The organism is Candidatus Cloacimonadota bacterium (genome assembly GCA_016932035.1).
GTDB lineage: Bacteria > Cloacimonadota > Cloacimonadia > JGIOTU-2 > JGIOTU-2 > Celaenobacter.
This window is the reverse complement of the sequence record JAFGDR010000031.1, coordinates 168,392-185,983: the sequence shown is the minus strand read 5'-3', so window position 1 is coordinate 185,983 and position 17,592 is coordinate 168,392. Positions and strand designations below refer to the sequence as shown.

General features: G+C 40.6%; 19 protein-coding genes and 1 pseudogene. 1 reads left to right on the top strand and 19 read right to left on the bottom strand.

What is annotated here, in order from left to right:
* From hypF to JW794_05735, 18 genes are all read right to left on the bottom strand, one after another.
* Nucleotides 1–1,379 (bottom strand): carbamoyltransferase HypF (hypF, locus tag JW794_05820; GenBank protein ID MBN2017627.1); only part of this gene is annotated, 1,379 nt, incomplete at its 3' end.
* On the bottom strand, nt 1,366–1,689 hold the full coding sequence (locus JW794_05815; protein ID MBN2017626.1) for a hydrogenase maturation protease: 324 nt from the start codon (nt 1,687–1,689) through the stop codon (nt 1,366–1,368). The genes hypF and JW794_05815, both read right to left, overlap by 14 nt.
* A gap of 147 nt (nt 1,690–1,836) precedes the next feature.
* Complete coding sequence (locus JW794_05810; GenBank protein ID MBN2017625.1) at nt 1,837–2,448, bottom strand: 4Fe-4S binding protein; 612 nt, start codon at nt 2,446–2,448, stop codon at nt 1,837–1,839.
* Nucleotides 2,445–2,804, bottom strand: coding sequence for a Na+/H+ antiporter subunit G (locus tag JW794_05805; GenBank protein ID MBN2017624.1), 360 nt, complete (start codon nt 2,802–2,804; stop codon nt 2,445–2,447). The genes JW794_05810 and JW794_05805 overlap by 4 nt, the downstream gene beginning before the upstream one ends.
* On the bottom strand, nt 2,797–3,138 hold the full coding sequence (locus JW794_05800) for a multiple resistance and pH regulation protein F (GenBank protein ID MBN2017623.1): 342 nt from the start codon (nt 3,136–3,138) through the stop codon (nt 2,797–2,799). Before JW794_05800 ends, JW794_05805 begins: the two co-directional genes overlap by 8 nt.
* Entirely contained in the window at nt 3,135–3,638 is a 504-nt protein-coding gene (locus JW794_05795; GenBank protein ID MBN2017622.1) for a Na+/H+ antiporter subunit E, read from the bottom strand. The genes JW794_05800 and JW794_05795 overlap by 4 nt, the downstream gene beginning before the upstream one ends.
* Nucleotides 3,635–5,140, bottom strand: coding sequence for an NADH/ubiquinone/plastoquinone (complex I) (locus tag JW794_05790; GenBank protein ID MBN2017621.1), 1,506 nt, complete (start codon nt 5,138–5,140; stop codon nt 3,635–3,637). The genes JW794_05795 and JW794_05790 overlap by 4 nt, the downstream gene beginning before the upstream one ends.
* Nucleotides 5,137–5,481, bottom strand: a complete 345-nt coding sequence (locus JW794_05785; protein MBN2017620.1) for an NADH-quinone oxidoreductase subunit K — start codon at nt 5,479–5,481, stop codon at nt 5,137–5,139. The genes JW794_05790 and JW794_05785 overlap by 4 nt, the downstream gene beginning before the upstream one ends.
* Nucleotides 5,482–5,485: 4 nt before the next feature.
* Nucleotides 5,486–5,935: a hypothetical protein gene (locus JW794_05780; protein ID MBN2017619.1), complete on the bottom strand. Its 450-nt coding sequence runs from the start codon at nt 5,933–5,935 to the stop codon at nt 5,486–5,488.
* Nucleotides 5,925–6,464, bottom strand: coding sequence for a DUF4040 domain-containing protein (locus tag JW794_05775; protein ID MBN2017618.1), 540 nt, complete (start codon nt 6,462–6,464; stop codon nt 5,925–5,927). The genes JW794_05780 and JW794_05775 overlap by 11 nt, the downstream gene beginning before the upstream one ends.
* Before the next feature lie 16 nt (nt 6,465–6,480).
* Nucleotides 6,481–8,295: a hypothetical protein gene (locus JW794_05770; protein ID MBN2017617.1), complete on the bottom strand. Its 1,815-nt coding sequence runs from the start codon at nt 8,293–8,295 to the stop codon at nt 6,481–6,483.
* A gap of 22 nt (nt 8,296–8,317) precedes the next feature.
* Nucleotides 8,318–9,535, bottom strand: coding sequence for a nickel-dependent hydrogenase large subunit (locus JW794_05765; GenBank protein MBN2017616.1), 1,218 nt, complete (start codon nt 9,533–9,535; stop codon nt 8,318–8,320).
* 22 nt (nt 9,536–9,557) lie between these two features.
* Nucleotides 9,558–10,007, bottom strand: a complete 450-nt coding sequence (locus JW794_05760) for an NADH-quinone oxidoreductase subunit C (GenBank protein ID MBN2017615.1) — start codon at nt 10,005–10,007, stop codon at nt 9,558–9,560.
* Nucleotides 10,004–10,423, bottom strand: coding sequence for an NADH-quinone oxidoreductase subunit NuoB (nuoB, locus tag JW794_05755; protein MBN2017614.1), 420 nt, complete (start codon nt 10,421–10,423; stop codon nt 10,004–10,006). Before nuoB ends, JW794_05760 begins: the two co-directional genes overlap by 4 nt.
* A gap of 3 nt (nt 10,424–10,426) precedes the next feature.
* Nucleotides 10,427–11,356, bottom strand: coding sequence for an NADH-quinone oxidoreductase subunit H (locus tag JW794_05750; protein MBN2017613.1), 930 nt, complete (start codon nt 11,354–11,356; stop codon nt 10,427–10,429).
* A 28-nt stretch (nt 11,357–11,384) separates the two neighbouring features.
* Entirely contained in the window at nt 11,385–11,891 is a 507-nt protein-coding gene (locus tag JW794_05745) for a 4Fe-4S binding protein (protein ID MBN2017612.1), read from the bottom strand.
* Nucleotides 11,892–11,916: 25 nt separating this feature from the next.
* Nucleotides 11,917–12,744, bottom strand: coding sequence for an FAD/NAD(P)-binding protein (locus JW794_05740; GenBank protein MBN2017611.1), 828 nt, complete (start codon nt 12,742–12,744; stop codon nt 11,917–11,919).
* A 1-nt stretch (nt 12,745) separates the two neighbouring features.
* A complete protein-coding gene (locus JW794_05735) occupies nt 12,746–13,765 on the bottom strand; it encodes a 4Fe-4S dicluster domain-containing protein (GenBank protein MBN2017610.1) in 1,020 nt (339 codons plus the stop codon).
* Between the two features lie 348 nt (nt 13,766–14,113).
* Here JW794_05735 and JW794_05730 point away from each other — a divergent pair, with 348 nt between their 5' ends.
* The gene (locus JW794_05730; protein MBN2017609.1) at nt 14,114–16,318 is read left to right on the top strand and encodes a sodium-translocating pyrophosphatase; all 2,205 of its coding nucleotides are present in this window, start codon (nt 14,114–14,116) and stop codon (nt 16,316–16,318) included.
* Nucleotides 16,319–16,408: 90 nt separating this feature from the next.
* On the opposite strand, the pseudogene JW794_05725 reads toward JW794_05730, so the two are convergent.
* Nucleotides 16,409–17,572 (bottom strand): annotated as a pseudogene (locus JW794_05725) (4Fe-4S binding protein).
* Nucleotides 17,573–17,592: the final 20 nt, after the last annotated feature.

The window sequence follows — 17,592 nt, the reverse complement described above, 5'->3', positions numbered from 1 at the left end:
GCAACAACAACCTGTGGATTCATCTCAAAAATCGATTTAAAATATTGAAGAGATTCTTTGTAAAAAGTATGATTTGAAGAGAATTCAAGATCACCTAAGTACTGGCTGCCAAGAAATATATTCTCTTTTGTTAGCCCAAACGAACCCTTCATATCAGCACCTGCAGCAAATATCTGCGGTTTGCCGAATCTCTTTTCTATATTGATCGGTTTTGGTATAAATCCACGAGCTTTTCGTATCAATATATTCTGATCATGTGCAAAGGTTACGATCGAGTCATCGATCCTGTTGAATATTTCTCTATTGTATGAAAGGTAATAAGGTGTTATATGAAAAAGTCTCTCATATGCACTATCGTCTTTGTTTTCCAGCGCTTCTTCTGAAATGTTCCCGCTTGTAAAGATAAGGATTCGAAAATGCTTAAAAAGAAGATAATGAAGAGGTGTGTACGGAAGCATAAAACCCTGATCCTTCACACCGGGAGCAACATGTTCAAGCTGTTCATTTTTTTTCTTGAGTAACACGATCGGTTTCTGTTGACCGGTCAGCATTCGTTCTTCGGCTTCGCTTACCATACAGTATTCTTTAACCGTCTCGATATCCCGTGCCATGAGTGCAAATGGTTTATTTGGTCTGTACTTGCGCTTTCTCAACTTATCAACTGTCTCTTGCTGTAAAGTAGTGCAAACAAGGTGATAACCTCCAATTCCTTTTATTGCAACGATTTCGCCCGATTGTAATAACGATATTGTTTTATCCAGTGCCTGCTCTCTTTGAGCAATGATTGTTTGTTCATCATCGATGATCTCTATCAGTCTAAGCTCGGGACCGCATTTTGGACAGGCATTGGGCTGTGCGTGAAAACGTCTATCTGTAACGGTTGTATACTCCCTGTTGCAGTGATCACACATAACGAATTTCTTCATGGTTGTGTTTTTTCTATCATAAGGAATGGCTTGTATGATCGAAAATCGTGGACCGCAATTCGTGCAATTAGTAAATGGGTACTGATAATGCCTGTCATTCTTATCAAGAATCTCCTGCGCGCAAACCTCGCATGTTGCAATATCCGGTGGAATAAGTGCTGATACCTCACCCTTTTTCTTGCTGGGAGAAATATCAAATGTGTTAAATACATCTTCGGTTTCACCAAATGTTATCGAATGGGTAAGTATCGTAGAAACGTCCGGAGCAGCGTTCAATAGGTCATCAAGAAATTTTTGTATCGTATTTTTTGAAGCCTGAGATATGATCTTCACTCCGAATTCCCTGTTTTCAACAAATCCTTTAATATTGTGCTTCAATGCTGTCCTTTTTACGAAAGGACGGAATCCAACGCCCTGAACAATGCCGGTTAGGATTATCTCAGCATACTGCATGTTGTATTAAACCTATAAGTTCATCGGCACTTTTTTTTACATTCTCTGACATATTTTGAGAGTGTGAAGATTTTACAATACAGATTCCGATAACATAAATCACTGCTTTTGAAAATTTATGTATATATGATATTATCAATCCATGTGAGCTTGTATGAGTTGATGTAGCAAATGTACTGATCTCTTCTTCATCTAATATCTTCACATCACCTTCTCTTTGGGAGAATCTGCATGCATCGAAAAAGATAATTGTATCGAGACCAGTTGATGTAAGGATATTCAAATAATTCTCAGGAGTTGTTTCTGCGATCAGATATGTAAGTTTTTTTTTTTACATTTCTTCTGCAGATTGTCGACAATATAGAGTCCCACAGCATCATCGCCGCGTTGATAATTTCCCAGCCCTACGCAAAGGGTATTTTTATTTTTGATTGAAGAAAATAGATTTTTCAACTCATCAGAAAGCATCTTCGACAACAACCTGGTGCCTACAGCGTGGACACATTAACTTATAATAATCTTCTCTTCTGATTTTATCTTTCTTTATGTGCGCTTCCGGAAGATCCTGATAGCGAAGTTGAATGAAAGCAAGAAGATTTGGATTTCCATACGCTTTTGGACCCATCTTTTCAATAAGCCAGTTCATGTGATCTTCAGTTGCGATTTTTGTTCCACAGATCGGGCAGACAATGAGTTTCTTCTCAATACTCATCATATCGGCTTCCCACGCAGGACTGAAAGTAGCTGTTATATATTCATTAGAGAGCTTTATTCCCTTTTTAGTAATACAGTGTTCTTCACATTGCCCACATCGAATACAATTCGTATAACTCACCTGCATAATGCGTTTGCCTTCTTCAGGTTCGTCGATCATTTTGATTGCACCGGCAGGGCATACCTGGGCGCAAGCTCCGCATCCAACGCATTCATCTTCATTATATATTGGATTACCTTTGAACTGCTTAACGGGTTCATAGGGTTTTTTTGTAAAAGGATATTTGCTTGTGATTGGTTTAGAAAAAAGTGAGACGATTGCTTCGCCTAATTCTCGAAGTTTTGGAATAATCATTTCTGTTCCTCATTCTTGTCTTTATCCTGACGATACAGGTCGATGATTGTCTTATCAGTCATTTTGATCCCTGCTTTATGAGCTGCTTTGGCAATAGCATGGGCAGAAACAGGCGATGTAAGAAGTATAAAGATTGCACAGAGAAGCGCTTTAAATCCCATTGCAGTAAATCCTGAATATACCAATACACCAATAAGAATTCCAGCAGAGCCGAAGGTAACGCTTTTCGTTGCAGCCTGAAGCCTGTTATACACATCAGGAAGACGAACCAGACCCAGTACCCCAAAAAGATCGAACAAAATACCACCGCAAATAATAATATAACCAATTATCTGATTGATTGCAAGATCATGCATCGAGGGACCTCCCTTCTAAGAACTTTGCAAGAGCCATGGCTCCAATAAAGCTTTGAAGACCCCATGCAATACCGATGTCTATAAAATATGAACGCTCAAGGGCAATTGCCAGGATCGCACAGATTCCAATGATCAAAATACCCAGAATATCAATCGCTACGATACGGTCTGCCACCGACGGTCCTTTCACCACACGGATTAGTATGAACAGCGAACAGAAAAGAAGTACATTGATCAGCTTATAGTTAAAGGGAATCTCTGGAAATACTACAAAATTTATAACAAAGAATGCACCTATTATAAGTAAACCGATAAACCATCTAAAAACTCTCATTCAAATATCTCCTCGAGTAGTTTTTCAAAACGACCACCCACATCTTTTGTCGTCTGCTCTATATCGGTAGATTTGACATCGATCCAATGAACATACAGAACCTGATCATCAACATCGATATCTACCGTTAGTGTTCCGGGAGTTAAGGTAATCGAGTTGGCAAGCATGGTGAGTGCAGAGTCTCTTTTTAACTTTGTTTTCACCTTTACAATACCTGGCTTAATCGGAAGAAGAGGATGAATAACAATGTATGCAACGTGGAAATTTGCCTTGATCAACTCCCAAAAGAATTTCACCAGGTATTCAAGTGTATACCAAACTCTTTTCAAACGAAATTTTCGTTCAGTAATGATGAGCATCTCACCGGCAAATATCGCGGTAAGCAATGCCATTACTATACCCACAACCAGGGATGGAATACTGAAGACCATTGTTATCAATATCCAAACTAAAATCGAAAGAATAAAGACAACGATCCTGCTTTTTGTTTCTACCTTCATTTGACACTCCCATTATCAAGATAGGGCTCGACTTTGTCGATATATGAAGTCTTTCCCATAACGGTATCCACTATGGGATTGAGATAATTTTTTCTTATCGAAGGGATCATAACAGCAGAGCTGATAAGGCACAGGGCAGCGAGGATGATCATCGCAGTTTTCATAGCAAAAGGAACTTTTTCCAGAACCTTTGCAGAACCCTTCTTGCCATAGAATGCATGCTTCTGCACTTTTAGGAAATAAGCAAGAGTTACAATACTCACTAAAGCGGCAATAATACCAATAATGACCTGACCTGCTGCGATACATGCAATGATGATTATCAGTTTGCTGAAGAATCCATTAAATGGAGGAATTCCTGAGATTGAAAGCGTGCCGATCATTGTTGTTGATGACGTGACTTTCATCTCTTTTGACAACCCACCAAGCTGTCTGAGATCTCGGGTACCTGTTGCATATTCGACCGAACCACTATCCAAAAAGAGCAAGGATTTGAAGATTGCATGATAGAATAAATGTAGCACACCGCCGAGTATTCCAAGAGGAGTTCCCAATGCAAAACCAATTATAACATAACCAATCTGACTGATACTGCTGAATCCAAGCAATCGTTTAAAATCCCATTGCACAACAGAGAGGAATCCTCCTATAACTATTGATAGAACACCCAGTAACATCAGTATCTGAAGCACAACGGTTGGTGCACCAAATACATTGAAAAATATTCGTACGATTGCATAGACACCCAGAGTTTTTATCAACACGCCGGAAAGCATCGCAGAGATAGGGGCAGGAGCTGATGGATGAGCATCAGGCAGCCATGCATGGAACGGTACAAGCGCTGTCTTTAAACCAAAACCAGCAATAAATAATCCGTATACGAGGAAGATGAGCTTCGGAGTCCCTACACTTCTTAAGTGGAGACCAACATCAGCCATGGTCAACGTAGAGGTATAGCTATATAATATGCCGATACCAAAGAGAATCATTGTCGAGGTGATCGCGCCCATGGTGGCATATTTGAATGCTGCTTCCAATTCCTCAGACTCTGTTCCAAATGCAACAAGGGCATATGCAGAGTAGAGTGAGATTTCCATAAATACATAGAGATTGAAGAAGTCTCCGCTGAGGATCACACCATTCATGCCTGTTACCATGAGCATAAAGAGTGCAAAGAAATTCCATTTCCCGTTAAAGTGATTGATGTACTGGATCGCATAAAAAGCAGAGAGAAATGCAACAAGATTCACAACGATAAGCATAAATGCAGAAAGATTATCCAGGATCAAAGCAATAGTAAAAGGTATCTTCCAGCCGCTTGTATTATTGAGGATCATACCTCCGTTAGCAGGAAGCTTGAAGAACGCAACAAAGGCAACAATCAATATCCACGCAGTGGCAGCAAGAGTAAAGACAGCAGCAATATTTTCTTTTCTACGAGCAAAAAGAACAATCAGAAACGCAGCAAGGAGTGGAACGAAAATAAACTGTGATAATATCATCCTTGTAATCTCCTGATCTTCGTAATATCAAAGGTATCATATTTTTGATAGATCCTGATCGCAAGGGCAGCCATAAGAGCTGTAATACCAAGCTCGATCACGATCGAGGTTAGAACAAGCGCTTGAGGAATAGGATCGACCATCATGCTTGCAGGAATGTTGAGTCCTTCTTTTAGGATGGGAACAAGAGCTCCTGTCCTGTATGCAAGTAGCACGAGGAAAAGATTCACGGAATAACCCATGATACCGATTGCAAGTATTATTTTAATCAGATCTCTCTTTGTGATCGCACCGTATATACCGACCAAAAAGAGGAAAAAGCACATTATATATAATATCATTGTCTTATCCTTCCTTGGGTTTGAAACTTGCAAGGTAATAGAACACGAGATACAGACCCATACCTACCTTCACACAAATGAAGATATTCAGCATCGGAATGTATCCAGCACTTATGAGAGTATAAAGCTTGCCAATGCCCATGAAATTTGCGAGGAAACTTCCTAATATATACAAACCGGCAATACCGGTCAGCACAAAAAGGATTGCGGCAATTGCTTCGAGACTATGCATCGCAAATTTATTAACGCGTTCCAACACGAAATTCTTTCCGTATGCAAGGGTCAGGTGGACATAAGAAAGCGCTATAATCACTCCACCTGCAAAACCACCACCGGGTGAAAGGTGACCATGAATAACGATGTACAAACCGTATAAGAAGATCAACCAGACAGTGAAACGTGTAATTGTCTTAACAATTACAGACATTCCTTCTTTGGGAAAACTATTCTGCATGTCTTTTCTTCCTCCCTTGTTTGCGCAATATGGTAAAGGCACCTAAAATCGCTGTGAAAAGCACGGTGACTTCACCGAGGGTATCATATATTCTGTAGTTTAGAATAACGGAGGTGACGATATTCTGAGAACCGGTTTCCACACCTGCTCGAGCCAGGTATCGTTCAGCAACACGCACGATGGGTTTGCCAAAGGAAGGCAGATCTTTAAAAGCAAATATGCTCAAGACGAAAATGCTGATCAGGATAACTATTGCAATGATCGTTTCCGGCACATCTCTTTTCAGTGCACGAACCTCGATCGAACGTTTTGCAAAAGCCCGGATCAAGATTATAACACAAAGAATTTCGAACACGAACTGAACGAGTGCAAGGTCCGGTGCTCCTAAGAAGAGGAATGCCAAGGACAAACCCAGTCCGACCACACCAATCGTGATGATCGAAGAGAGAATGTTCTTTATTTCCAGACTTGCAATCGAACCGATTATCATGAATCCTAAAATAAAGTACAACCAAACATCAACTGGCACTTAAGCCTCCTTACAACTAAATTGCACTTAACAAAATTATGGTGACGATCACCAGACCGGCGAGTGTCCATATCGCATAGGTGTGTAATAAACCAGAATGCAACTTATGGAAGACATCGCCAAGCCACAGGGAAAACACTGTTCCCCATTTATAAATATCAAAATATTTCTTATTTGCCCACTCGTAGATCTTCTTGAACGGTCTCATATTCGAGATTTCCTGATAGAACTCAACACCGGTGATACGATTCGCTTCAGTCGTGGGATAGGTACCGACATATTCATCATCAAAACGGATTTTCTTGAAGACAAGATAGATGATCAGACCAAGAAGGATTGATGCGGCAAAGAAGTAGAGAATGACCTTTGAACTGTAAAACCCCAAAAGGAATGTTTTAATCGTTCCCGTGCCAATAATGGGAAGCAAGAACATCTTTACTGGAATTGCAAATACAAGCACACCAAAGATCACACAGAGTGCTCCAAGCAACAGATTTGCGATCCAGTTATTAAAGCTGATCTCCTTAACAGCGTCATATTTCTTTGGCAATTTGCTGAGGAAGATCGCATGTATAAATTTGATAAAACTTGCGAGAGTAAGAGCACTTCCGAACACTGCGAGAACGAAACAAAGGTTTAACACGATCTGCCAGATCGAACCATGCTTTGATGCAGTTTCCAGAACACTCTGGTAAACCATCCATTTCGAGAAGAATCCATTCAAGGGTGGAATTCCCGATATTGAAAGGGCACCGATCAATGCTGCCACAAATGTGAGGGGCATCTTTCGTGCAAGACCGCCGAGATTGTCGAGTTCGGAAGTTCCCGTTCTTTTCTCCACAGATCCAAGTGAAAGGAATAAACTTGATTTATAGATTGCATTATTCAGCATGTGGAAGAGTCCACCGATAATACCAATTGGATTCCCTGTTCCAATACCAAGTACCATATATCCAACCTGGCTGACAGCATGGTATCCGAGAAGTTTTCGACCATTATGTTGAACAAGGGCCATCATAACAGCAAAGATTATCGTTAAGGCACCCAGTATCATAATGATCGCTTGTATTACAAACGGATAGGCAAAGAAATTCATCATAATTCGTGCAAAAAGGTAAATTCCCAGAAGCTTATCCATTGCCGCTGGAAGTTCTGCAACTGCTTCGATAGGGGCATCTTTAGCATAATCAGGTAGCCACGTATGCATCGGGAATGCACCTGCTTTGGCAAATGAAGCAAGAAGTAAACAGAAAAATGCCACATAGGTCATCACGCTGGACAGTGTTATCTTGCCCATATAAAGGTTTGGATTCTTGGTCATTACAAACATAATGACCATACCAAAAAGCAGCAGCACATCTGATGTTCCAATAATAATGAATGCTTTCCTTGAGCTATCGGCACTCTTAGGTGAATTTAAAATTCCAAACAGGTATACAAGTGCTCCGGAGAGTCCCCAGAAAATAATGAATGCGATCATATTTGCGCTCAGGGCAACACCATTACAGAAACTTACCGTCAATGCAAAGAGAAGGAAGAATTTTCCCTCATAGTCTTTTTTCACATTCTTGAGGCAATAGATCAGAATGATCAAACTGAGAATATTAATGAACAGGAGTATGAATCGTGAAAGTTGGTCAGTGAGGAAAATATTTGCTCCGAACATTCCAAAGCTGAGTGCTTCTGCACTGAAAACCTTAATGCTGAGAATAAGCGTCCATATTACAGAAGCGAGGGTGAGTAGCTTTTTGATGATCGTCGGTACAAATAGACTGATAATGGTTGCAATTATCGGGATAACGACAAGCAAAAATAGATAATTATTCCACATTTATATACCCTTTCTTGAATTCCTAATCTTCAAAAATTCGATCGATGGGTGTTTTCTCGCTTCCTACTATGTCACTTTTGAGTTGTGTGGTCTTTTGGCGAGACATGGTTAATAGATTATGTTCTAATTTCTTATTATTTTTATCAATAACTCGGATGCTGCGCTCGGTACAACAGTAGCATGGGTCAACAGCTGCAAGTGTGATAAGAGCATCTGCAAGCGGAATGCCAACACACGAAGCTTTGTAGGTTGGAATATTTGAGAAACTTGGAGCACGAACTTTATGACGAAGTGGACGATTTGAGCCATCACTTCTAATATAATGAAATACTTCTCCGCGTGGTGCTTCGTATCTTCCGCAACCTTCTCCGGGCGAAATATGTTTTACTTTATTGATATATTCACCACCAATCTTTGGAAATGCGTCAAGACATTGTCTGATAATTTTCACAGATTCAATAATCTCAAGTACACGAACAACTAATTTATCATAAACGTCCCCGTTCGGTAAAACGATAACATCAAAATCTACAAGATCATATTCAAGAGGATCATCTCGTCTGACGTCTATATCAACATCAGATGCACGAGCTGTAGGACCAATAGCACAGTAATTTATAGCATCTTCTTTGGTCAGCACTCCGACACCTTTAAGACGTGAGCGAAGTACCGGATCATCTTGTGCTGCGCCTGCTATCATAAGCATCTTCTTTTCGATCATATCAAGAATTGGATGTATCTCAGGGATCAGATCATTATCAAAATCTCTCCCGACACCACCGACACGGAACATCGCATAGTGATTTCTATTACCCGACACTTTTTCGAATATTTGCAAAACGGGTTCGCGATATTTCCATGCCCACATCCAAAGGGTATCGTATCCAATGAAATGTCCAGCAAGCCCGAGCCAGAGCAGATGGCTGTGGATTCGTTCCATCTCTCCGATAAAAATTCGTATATATTGCGCACGTTCTGGTATTTCGACATTATCGATGTCTTCCATAGCATGGACTGCTGCGAATGGATGGGAGGTCGAACAAATTCCACAAATTCTTTCTACAAGGAAGATCGATTGGGTAAAGGATTTGGTTTCAGAGATCTTTTCATGACCCCTGTGCATCCAGCCGGTTTCCATTTCAATATCAACAACTTTTTCACCTTCGACTTTTATATCAAAGAATTCCGCTTCTTCCAACAATGGATGAAAAGGTCCTAAAGGAATTCTGCATTTACTCATTACATGCTCCTCTGCATACCTGTTACTTCTCTATTGTTCGCTTGCGCTTAAAACGCATTGGATGGTCATCTTCACCGAAATGAGGGCTGTTGATTGTCAGCAATTTCTTCAGATCAGGATGTCCCTTGAACTTAATACCAAAAAGATCATACATTTCTCTCTCGATCCAGTTTGCACCAGCGATCATTGGTGCAATTGAATTGATCTCCGGATTTTCCAGACTCGTTTTTACACGCGGATTGTAATAAATCCCTGTTTTGTCATCAGAGAAATGATAGAGTACTTCCAATCCATCATACACCTCGGTTGCAGTACAGATCGAAAGCCTGCAGCCCATTGTATTGAAAAGATAGTCGGCGATCTCTATCAGGTCTTCGTTTTTTATGTTGAAGTAATTTCTTCTTGGTTTGCGGATGACTTTGGTCATCTTATCTTTAAATGTATCAAAAAATTCTGTGCCTTTGTCGCTCATTTTAACGTTCCTAATAATTTTACTATACCATCGATCATAGCTTCGGGTTTAGGAGGGCATCCCGGGACGTATGCATTGACCGGTATAACATTTTCAAGCGGTATTCCTGCTTTATTATAACTCGTTTTGAAGGTTGCGCCACCAGCAGTACAAGTTCCAATGCCAACAACAAAGAGCGGCTTTGCTGCTTGTTCATAGAGTTGCTTAATGCGAGGTGCAACTTTATAGGAAACAACACCCGTAACAAGAAGAACATCAGCATGACGGGCTGAACCGACAAGCTTAATACCAAAACGTTCGACGTCATATCCCGGTGTGATTAGATCAAGAATTTCGATGTCGCAGTTGTTACACGGGCTTGCACTGACGTGAAATACCCAAATCGATTTTTTAATAATTTTATTATAGAAAGCCATAATTTACACTCCTATGATTGCCAGAATTACGGCGATAAGAGCAAGGGGGCTTGCCCATTTCCAGAAGAAATTTATTGCATAATCGATACGAACGCGAGGATTTGTATTCCTGATAAGTATCATCAGTACTACTACAAGCAGATATTTTCCAATTCCAGCCATAATGGTTCCAAAAGAAGCAAAACTCATGCCACCCCAGAAAAGGATAACGAGTAGCATTGGAAGGAACACATACATCATATAATGTGCAAGTTTCCAGAACGCAAGCAATGGACCGGAATACTCCATGAGCGGTCCTTCGACGATCTCTGTTTCAGCTTCTGCGATATCAAAAGGAACCATGCCCATCTTTGCCTGTAGGCAAATGATGCCAACGATAAAAGCGATAATGCCAGAAGCGCTACCGATGATCATACCGTTTACGTTTTGATATGCTAAAATTTGTGAAAGGTTGATTTTATATCCTGCATGGATGATCGGAACGAGGATCACCAGAACGAATGCAAGTTCATCCGAGATGAGCATCTTCATCTCACGTCCTGCCCCGATACTGGAATAGATGTTACCGGTAGACGATGCGCCAAGGATCATCGCAACAGAATATATCACCATCAGGTAGATGATAAAGAGAAGATCTCCGCCGATACCAATGCCGTAGAAGAAAGAAACCCCGACGATTGTTGATGATATGATAACTGATGCAAATGCAATGATTGGAGCAATAATAAAAATGAAATAGGGGGAATTCTTTATCAGTATGATCTCTTTACCCCACAATTTGAATATGTCATAAAAATTCTGAAAGAAAGGAGGACCAACGCGGAATTGAACTCGAGCACTGACTTTTCTTTCTATCCATCCTACGATGAGTCCGAATACGGATGCAAAGAGAAAGCCCGGGAACACGAGCAGATAGAACAAATATTTTAGCATATTATCTCCTGAACCTCATCATCCAATGCTATTTATTTTTTCCGACTTTATTTCGCCAGTGATGTGTCTTGACCACCATTCTGCTTCCAACAAGATAAATATTATTTTCAGGATCATCTTTGTCGATATCAACCATAGTAAGTGTTTCGTTAGGAGCGGTTTTTACACAAAGCGGGACATAGTTCGGATCAATTTCCAATTGATTTAAACAGAAATCACATTTCTGCGATATATAGTTAATGACTTCGGGAAAGATCGTACCAAAGGGACAGGCAAGCGTGCAGCTCTTACAACCCACACAACGCATATTATGACGTAAGATCATATTGGTTGGGCTGTGTTCAAGCGCATCCTTTGGGCATGCTTCGATACAAAAGGATTCTTTGCATTGGCGGCAATACGCACCAAATTCAGCAATTTCTACAATAGAGAATACACCGCGATTAGCTCCTTCGTGATACAAGTATTCACAATCAATGCATTCGAGACTTTCTTCTTTCAGAAGCTTAGGTATATCTACAAATAATCTTTTCATGATACTATCTTTCCTTTAATATGTATTAATCCCAGATTTTTTCTTCGTCTTTGATTTGTTCATACGTGAACACGGGACCATCTTTACAGGCATAATATTTACCCATCACACAATGTCTGCACTGCCCGAAACCGCAATACATTTTCTTCTCCATTGAGAGGTAGATATTTCCTTGTTTAAAACCTTTATCCAGCAAAGAGAAGGTTCCGAATTTCATCATGATAGGAGGTCCGCATACCACGGCAATGGCTTCTTTAGGATCAACCTTGATATCATCAAGTAGAATAGTTACAACACCAGTTTTCCCTTTCCAGATATCGCTTTCAGAACATTTATCAACAGTACATAGGTGGTGTATCTTTTCATGGCCTTTCCAATCTTTAATCTGATCTTTATAGATCATATCATCTGGTGTACGGGCACCAAAGCAAACTGTGATACTCTTATAATCATTAATATCATGTATCATTGTCTGGAGAAGACAACGAAGCGGAGCGAGTCCCACACCGCCACCAAGGAGGAGAACATCTTTGCCTTTGAAAATGTCGAGTGGGTATCCTTTTCCGTAAGGTCCGCGGATTCCCATCACATCACCTTTTTGAACCTTATGTATCTGGTTGGTGACAAATCCGGCATTCATTATGGTAACCCATATTTTTTCTTTCTCATAATGTGAGGATGAAGGCGTAAAAGGTGCTTCTCCAATTCCCGGCAATGAAAGTTCAATGAACTGACCAGTAGCAAATTCAAACGGTCTTTCCGGTTTGAGATAGAATGATTTGATCGTAGGGGATTCTTCGATGACGTCGAGCACATCAGCTTTTAATACTTCGTAGGGGTTCTTGTCTGGCAACCTAAACCTCCTGTAAACTTTGAATAACTTCTCGTAAATCGATTTCAGCAGGACAGGCAGAAATACATCTCCCGCATCCTGTGCATCCTAATTTATCGAAATTAAACTTCATAAAATTATGTTTGCATTGATAACGATTTCTAAATGTTTCCCATTTGTGTTCGCGTGGCGTTCCTCCACCTGCAACTTCTGCATATCCAACCAATTGGCAGGAGTCCCATGATCGAACTTTTTTGAATTCCTCATTTGTGCTTTCATCATTGAGGATAAGACAATAACAAGTCGGACAGATATTCGTACATGCACCGCATTGTACACATTCATTACATAATTCTTTCCATGTAGCAGCTTCTTTATTCTCTGTGATCACATCATAGTTTCTGTCAGGTGTAAAATCTGCATTGATGTCTCTGACCTTCTTGAGAACCTCTGCTCGATTTGCTTCACGGATCTCTTTATCATTATCAGTTACACTTGAGAGTGTACACACTTCTTTGAGTTTTTCTGCGAGTTCTTCCCCCTTCTTACTACCGATTGTTATGATATATTTATCATCGACAGGAGAAAGGTTAATATCGTAAAGCACTTCACCTTCTTTTTCTACAGGATAGGGATTATTATCGAGTAAAATGCAATGGCAGGTGGGAAGTGCCCCCGTGCAGTCACAACTTATAATGTATGAATTTTCTCTCCAGATTTTATAATTCGGCTCTACAAAATTATCTTTAAGTAGCGCATCATCAAGAACAGCAAGTCCCATAAGATCACAATTCTTTACGCCTGCGATTATTCTTTTCTTTGATTTTGCAGAGGGTGGCAGAACGGTTTCTGATGGCATATAAAAAAGTGCTCGTACAGGATCAACTGTGCGGTATTTATCGAGGACAAAATCTTTTTCAGGATCAAATTTTTTAAATACAAGGTCGTCAACTTCCCGCTCAGTTTTATGGGGGACATAAACCTCATATTCTGACTGTATTGAATTGAAAAATTTAATTAGATCGGATTTTGAAACGACCATGTGTGTCCTTTCTCATTCAAGCATTTAGGTCTAATCATTTAAATAATTTTATTTTTGAAGTAAGTTATTTGGTGGGTAAAACATTAGGGTATATTTTATGTGTCAAGTTTTTCCGAGAAAGATTCCTAAATTTATAATTCAACCATTTTAGCATGTGAAATTTTGATATTAATCATCAAAAATGATACTTTTTTTCCGCTTAATATTCCTAAACTCTCGTTATTTATAATTATCCAATTATTCATTGAAGTTCGATGTAGAAGATAGCTCTCATCTTTGTATCCTTGACAAACAGGATAGTGCTTAAAAATCTGACGCTAAATCAACATTTATATCGGAGGATTCTCTATGAACATCCCATTACTATGGATTGTCGCTCCTGCCGGTGCTATCATAGCTTTGATCTTTTCATTCGTTCTTTACAGGAATGTGAAAAAAGAAGATCCGGGTAATGAGCAGATGCAGAAGATCGCCAAATATGTACGGGAAGGCGCTTTTGCATATCTTAAGCAGCAGTATCGCGGAGTCGGAATATTTTTTATTATTGCATTCATCGTCTTTAACATTATGGCATGGGTGCTGAAAGTGCTCCACCCTCTTATACCATGGGCATTCTTGACTGGTGGATTTTTCAGCGGACTTGCAGGCTGGATTGGCATGAACACAGCAACTCTTGCATCAAACAGAACTGCTGAAGGTGCACGTCAGAGTCTGAATAAAGGTCTCACTATCGCATTCCGGGCAGGTGGTGTGATGGGTCTTGTGGTCGTTGGACTGGCACTTGTTGATATCTCTGCATGGTTCTTTGTACTTAATGCATTCAAGATGGACCTTCATACGATCACAGTCGTGATGCTTAGTTTCGGTATGGGTGCATCAACTCAAGCACTTTTTGCTCGTCTCGGTGGAGGTATTTATACAAAAGCTGCTGACGTGGGTGCTGACCTCGTTGGCAAAGTCGAAGCCGGTATTCCAGAAGACGATCCCCGTAATCCAGCGACCATTGCAGATAATGTGGGAGACAACGTCGGTGATGTGGCTGGTATGGGTGCAGACCTTTATGAATCTTATGCTGGTTCAATTCTTGCAACTGCCGCACTTGGTATGGCTGCTTTTACTCAGATTTCTTTGAGGATCCCGGCATTGCAGGATCTTGCGATCCGCTTTGTCACCGCACCGATGATACTTGCCGGTATCGGTGCATTTCTCTCTGTACTTGGCATTTATATGGTCTCAACCAAAGAAGATGCTACAACCAAAGACCTCATGTTCGCTTTGAACAAGGGCGTGTATGGAAGCTCAATACTCATCGCGATCGTTGCATTCTTTGTAACAAAATGGATGTTACCTCCCGAATATTCGCTTGGAGTCTTTTTTGCCATGGTCATAGGATTGCTTGCCGGTATTCTTATCGGGATATTCACCGAACGCTCTACATCATATAGCTACAAGCCAACAAAAGGAATAGCGGAACAGGCTGAATTTGGACCTGCAACCGTTATCATTGATGGACTTGCAGTTGGCATGAGATCGACAGGCGCACCGGTCATTATTATCGGCATTGGAATTCTTGCTGCGTTTGCTGTGAGTAAAGGTTTCAGTATTCCTGAAATGGGCTTGTACGGCATCGGATTCGGTGCAGTCGGCATGCTCTCCACACTCGGTGTAACACTCGCTATGGATGCCTTCGGTCCTATTGCTGACAATGCCGGTGGAAATGCAGAAATGTCCAAGCTTCCCAAAGAGGTTCGCGAACGCACCGATGCACTCGATTCTGTTGGTAACACAACTGCGGCAACCGGAAAAGGTTTCGCTATCGGCTCTGCAGCACTTACCGCAATGGCTTTGCTCGCTTCCTATCTTGAAGAAGTGCGAACCGGGTTGAAATTCGCAGGCGAAACAATGATCGCTGGCGTAGAATTGAGTAAAGCAACAATTGCCCATTTCGTTCAGCATTATAATATAACACTCATGAATCCTAAGATGCTGATCGGTCTTTTTATCGGAGCAATGGTCACATTTGTTTTTGCAGCACTGACCCTTAAAGCAGTTGGACGCGCAGCAGGCGATATGGTTGCTGAAGTCCGCAGACAGTTCAAAGAGCTTCCAGGTATTATGGAAGGCAAGACTGAACCCGAATATGCAAAATGTGTTCTTATCTCTACAAAAGGAGCTCAAAAAGAAATGGTTGCCCCTGCACTTCTTGGTATTCTTACTCCCATCTTTGTTGGTCTGTTACTCGGTGTTGCCGGTGTCATGGGCTTGCTTGCAGGTGGACTCACCACAGGTTTCACACTCGCGATCATGATGAACAATTCTGGCGGTGCGTGGGATAATGCAAAAAAATATGTCGAGATCGGTCATTATGGTGGAAAAGGTTCAGACGTTCACAAAGCATGTGTGGTTGGTGATACAGTTGGCGATCCATTCAAAGATACTGCCGGTCCTTCAATTAACATTCTCATCAAACTGATGAGCATGGTAAGTATTGTGTTCGCAGGAATGATCGTAGCGTTCTCCCCCGCAATTCAAAATTTCCTCGGTATTATGTAAAATCCAATAACCCTTAAATACATAGAGCACGGCGTCTAATGATACCGTGCTTTTTTTTCACCTTGCTCTTAAATCTCAACGCACAATTTATTAACCCAATTTCTGTAAAATATCCTTCGTTGGCTTATCTCTCTTACCTTCCTTGAAACTGATCGCATCGACCGGGCAGCTCTCAATGCAGGATGCACAGGAAAAACAATCGGGAATTATCTTCTTCTTTTTAATGATTGCTTCCATTACGCTTGAAGGACAACTTTTAATGCAGCTTCCGCATCCAATACATTTAGTATAATCAACCTTTATTTTGATGATGCTTATCTTTTCTGCAACCCATCCAATAAGACCGAAAGGGCAGAAAAAGTGACACCACGGACGATAAACGATCAATGATAAGCTGAACATGATCGCCGCAAAAATTATCCCGATAATACCAAGTGCAGACGGTTTGAATATCCTGAAGAGATCGATCGGCTCGATAATATCAAATGCCCAGACTAATGCAATGACCGCAAATACCAGAAAGAAAATTATCCGAATCGTGTTCGTGATCACAAATGGTATTTTAATCTTTGCGATAACAGGTCTCCCTTTTTTTTCTTTATTGATCCTGAAAATGAGATCCTGCAATGTCCCGAGCTGGCATCCCCACGAACAGATAAATTTGTTTGCAAGAATGACCATGAGCAACATAAGTGCAAGTGCGACTAATCTCGGCGGGAAGAGAACATGATATGCACCAAATAGAGCAAAGTTATCTTTGATCGTTCCCATGGGAGAAGGATCTGCGCTGAGTATGACGCCAAATATCATAACTGCAATAAAGTAGAACCAACTTCTGTTCTTTGTGCTGACATTTTTCTTTTTTATCATAATGAACATGAATATCAGGAACGCAAACCAGAGTGCGAATTTGATGACGATCTTTACCCAATTTTTTGATGCGTCCTCGGACTGTAATGCCATGGATTTTTGTATCTTTGATGCCGCCTGCTCGATAGAGAGATTAAAGTCCGAGAGTTTCTTTTGCATCTCTTCTTTTGCCTGAAGTCCGAAAGCATTTTTCAGTACAATATTTTCAAGCTTGTTTACTTTCCCGATTTCAGAAATCGTCATATTCTCATTGATGGCGATTTCAAGCGATTAATCTATCTTCTCAGACTTTCCCGACCACAATCGCACAGAAATAATTGATCCAACAACGACGATGAGTATGATCAGAAAAAATCGTAATCCTAAATTTATCTTATCTTTCATTATATCTCTCCTGAGATTTA

Bases quoted from the DNA above. Each gene is read 5' to 3' on its own strand.
- JW794_05810 (MBN2017625.1), bottom strand. From the start codon at position 2,448: ATGATTATTCCAAAACTTCGAGAATTAGGCGAAGCAATCGTCTCACTT.
- JW794_05805 (MBN2017624.1), bottom strand. From the start codon at position 2,804: ATGCATGATCTTGCAATCAATCAGATAATTGGTTATATTATTATTTGC.
- JW794_05800 (MBN2017623.1), bottom strand. From the start codon at position 3,138: ATGAGAGTTTTTAGATGGTTTATCGGTTTACTTATAATAGGTGCATTC.
- JW794_05795 (MBN2017622.1), bottom strand. From the start codon at position 3,638: ATGAAGGTAGAAACAAAAAGCAGGATCGTTGTCTTTATTCTTTCGATT.
- JW794_05790 (MBN2017621.1), bottom strand. From the start codon at position 5,140: ATGATATTATCACAGTTTATTTTCGTTCCACTCCTTGCTGCGTTTCTG.
- JW794_05785 (MBN2017620.1), bottom strand. From the start codon at position 5,481: ATGATATTATATATAATGTGCTTTTTCCTCTTTTTGGTCGGTATATAC.
- JW794_05780 (MBN2017619.1), bottom strand. From the start codon at position 5,935: ATGCAGAATAGTTTTCCCAAAGAAGGAATGTCTGTAATTGTTAAGACA.
- JW794_05770 (MBN2017617.1), bottom strand. From the start codon at position 8,295: ATGTGGAATAATTATCTATTTTTGCTTGTCGTTATCCCGATAATTGCA.
- JW794_05765 (MBN2017616.1), bottom strand. From the start codon at position 9,535: ATGAGTAAATGCAGAATTCCTTTAGGACCTTTTCATCCATTGTTGGAA.
- JW794_05760 (MBN2017615.1), bottom strand. From the start codon at position 10,007: ATGAGCGACAAAGGCACAGAATTTTTTGATACATTTAAAGATAAGATG.
- nuoB (MBN2017614.1), bottom strand. From the start codon at position 10,423: ATGGCTTTCTATAATAAAATTATTAAAAAATCGATTTGGGTATTTCAC.
- JW794_05750 (MBN2017613.1), bottom strand. From the start codon at position 11,356: ATGCTAAAATATTTGTTCTATCTGCTCGTGTTCCCGGGCTTTCTCTTT.
- JW794_05745 (MBN2017612.1), bottom strand. From the start codon at position 11,891: ATGAAAAGATTATTTGTAGATATACCTAAGCTTCTGAAAGAAGAAAGT.
- JW794_05735 (MBN2017610.1), bottom strand. From the start codon at position 13,765: ATGGTCGTTTCAAAATCCGATCTAATTAAATTTTTCAATTCAATACAG.
- JW794_05730 (MBN2017609.1), top strand. From the start codon at position 14,114: ATGAACATCCCATTACTATGGATTGTCGCTCCTGCCGGTGCTATCATA.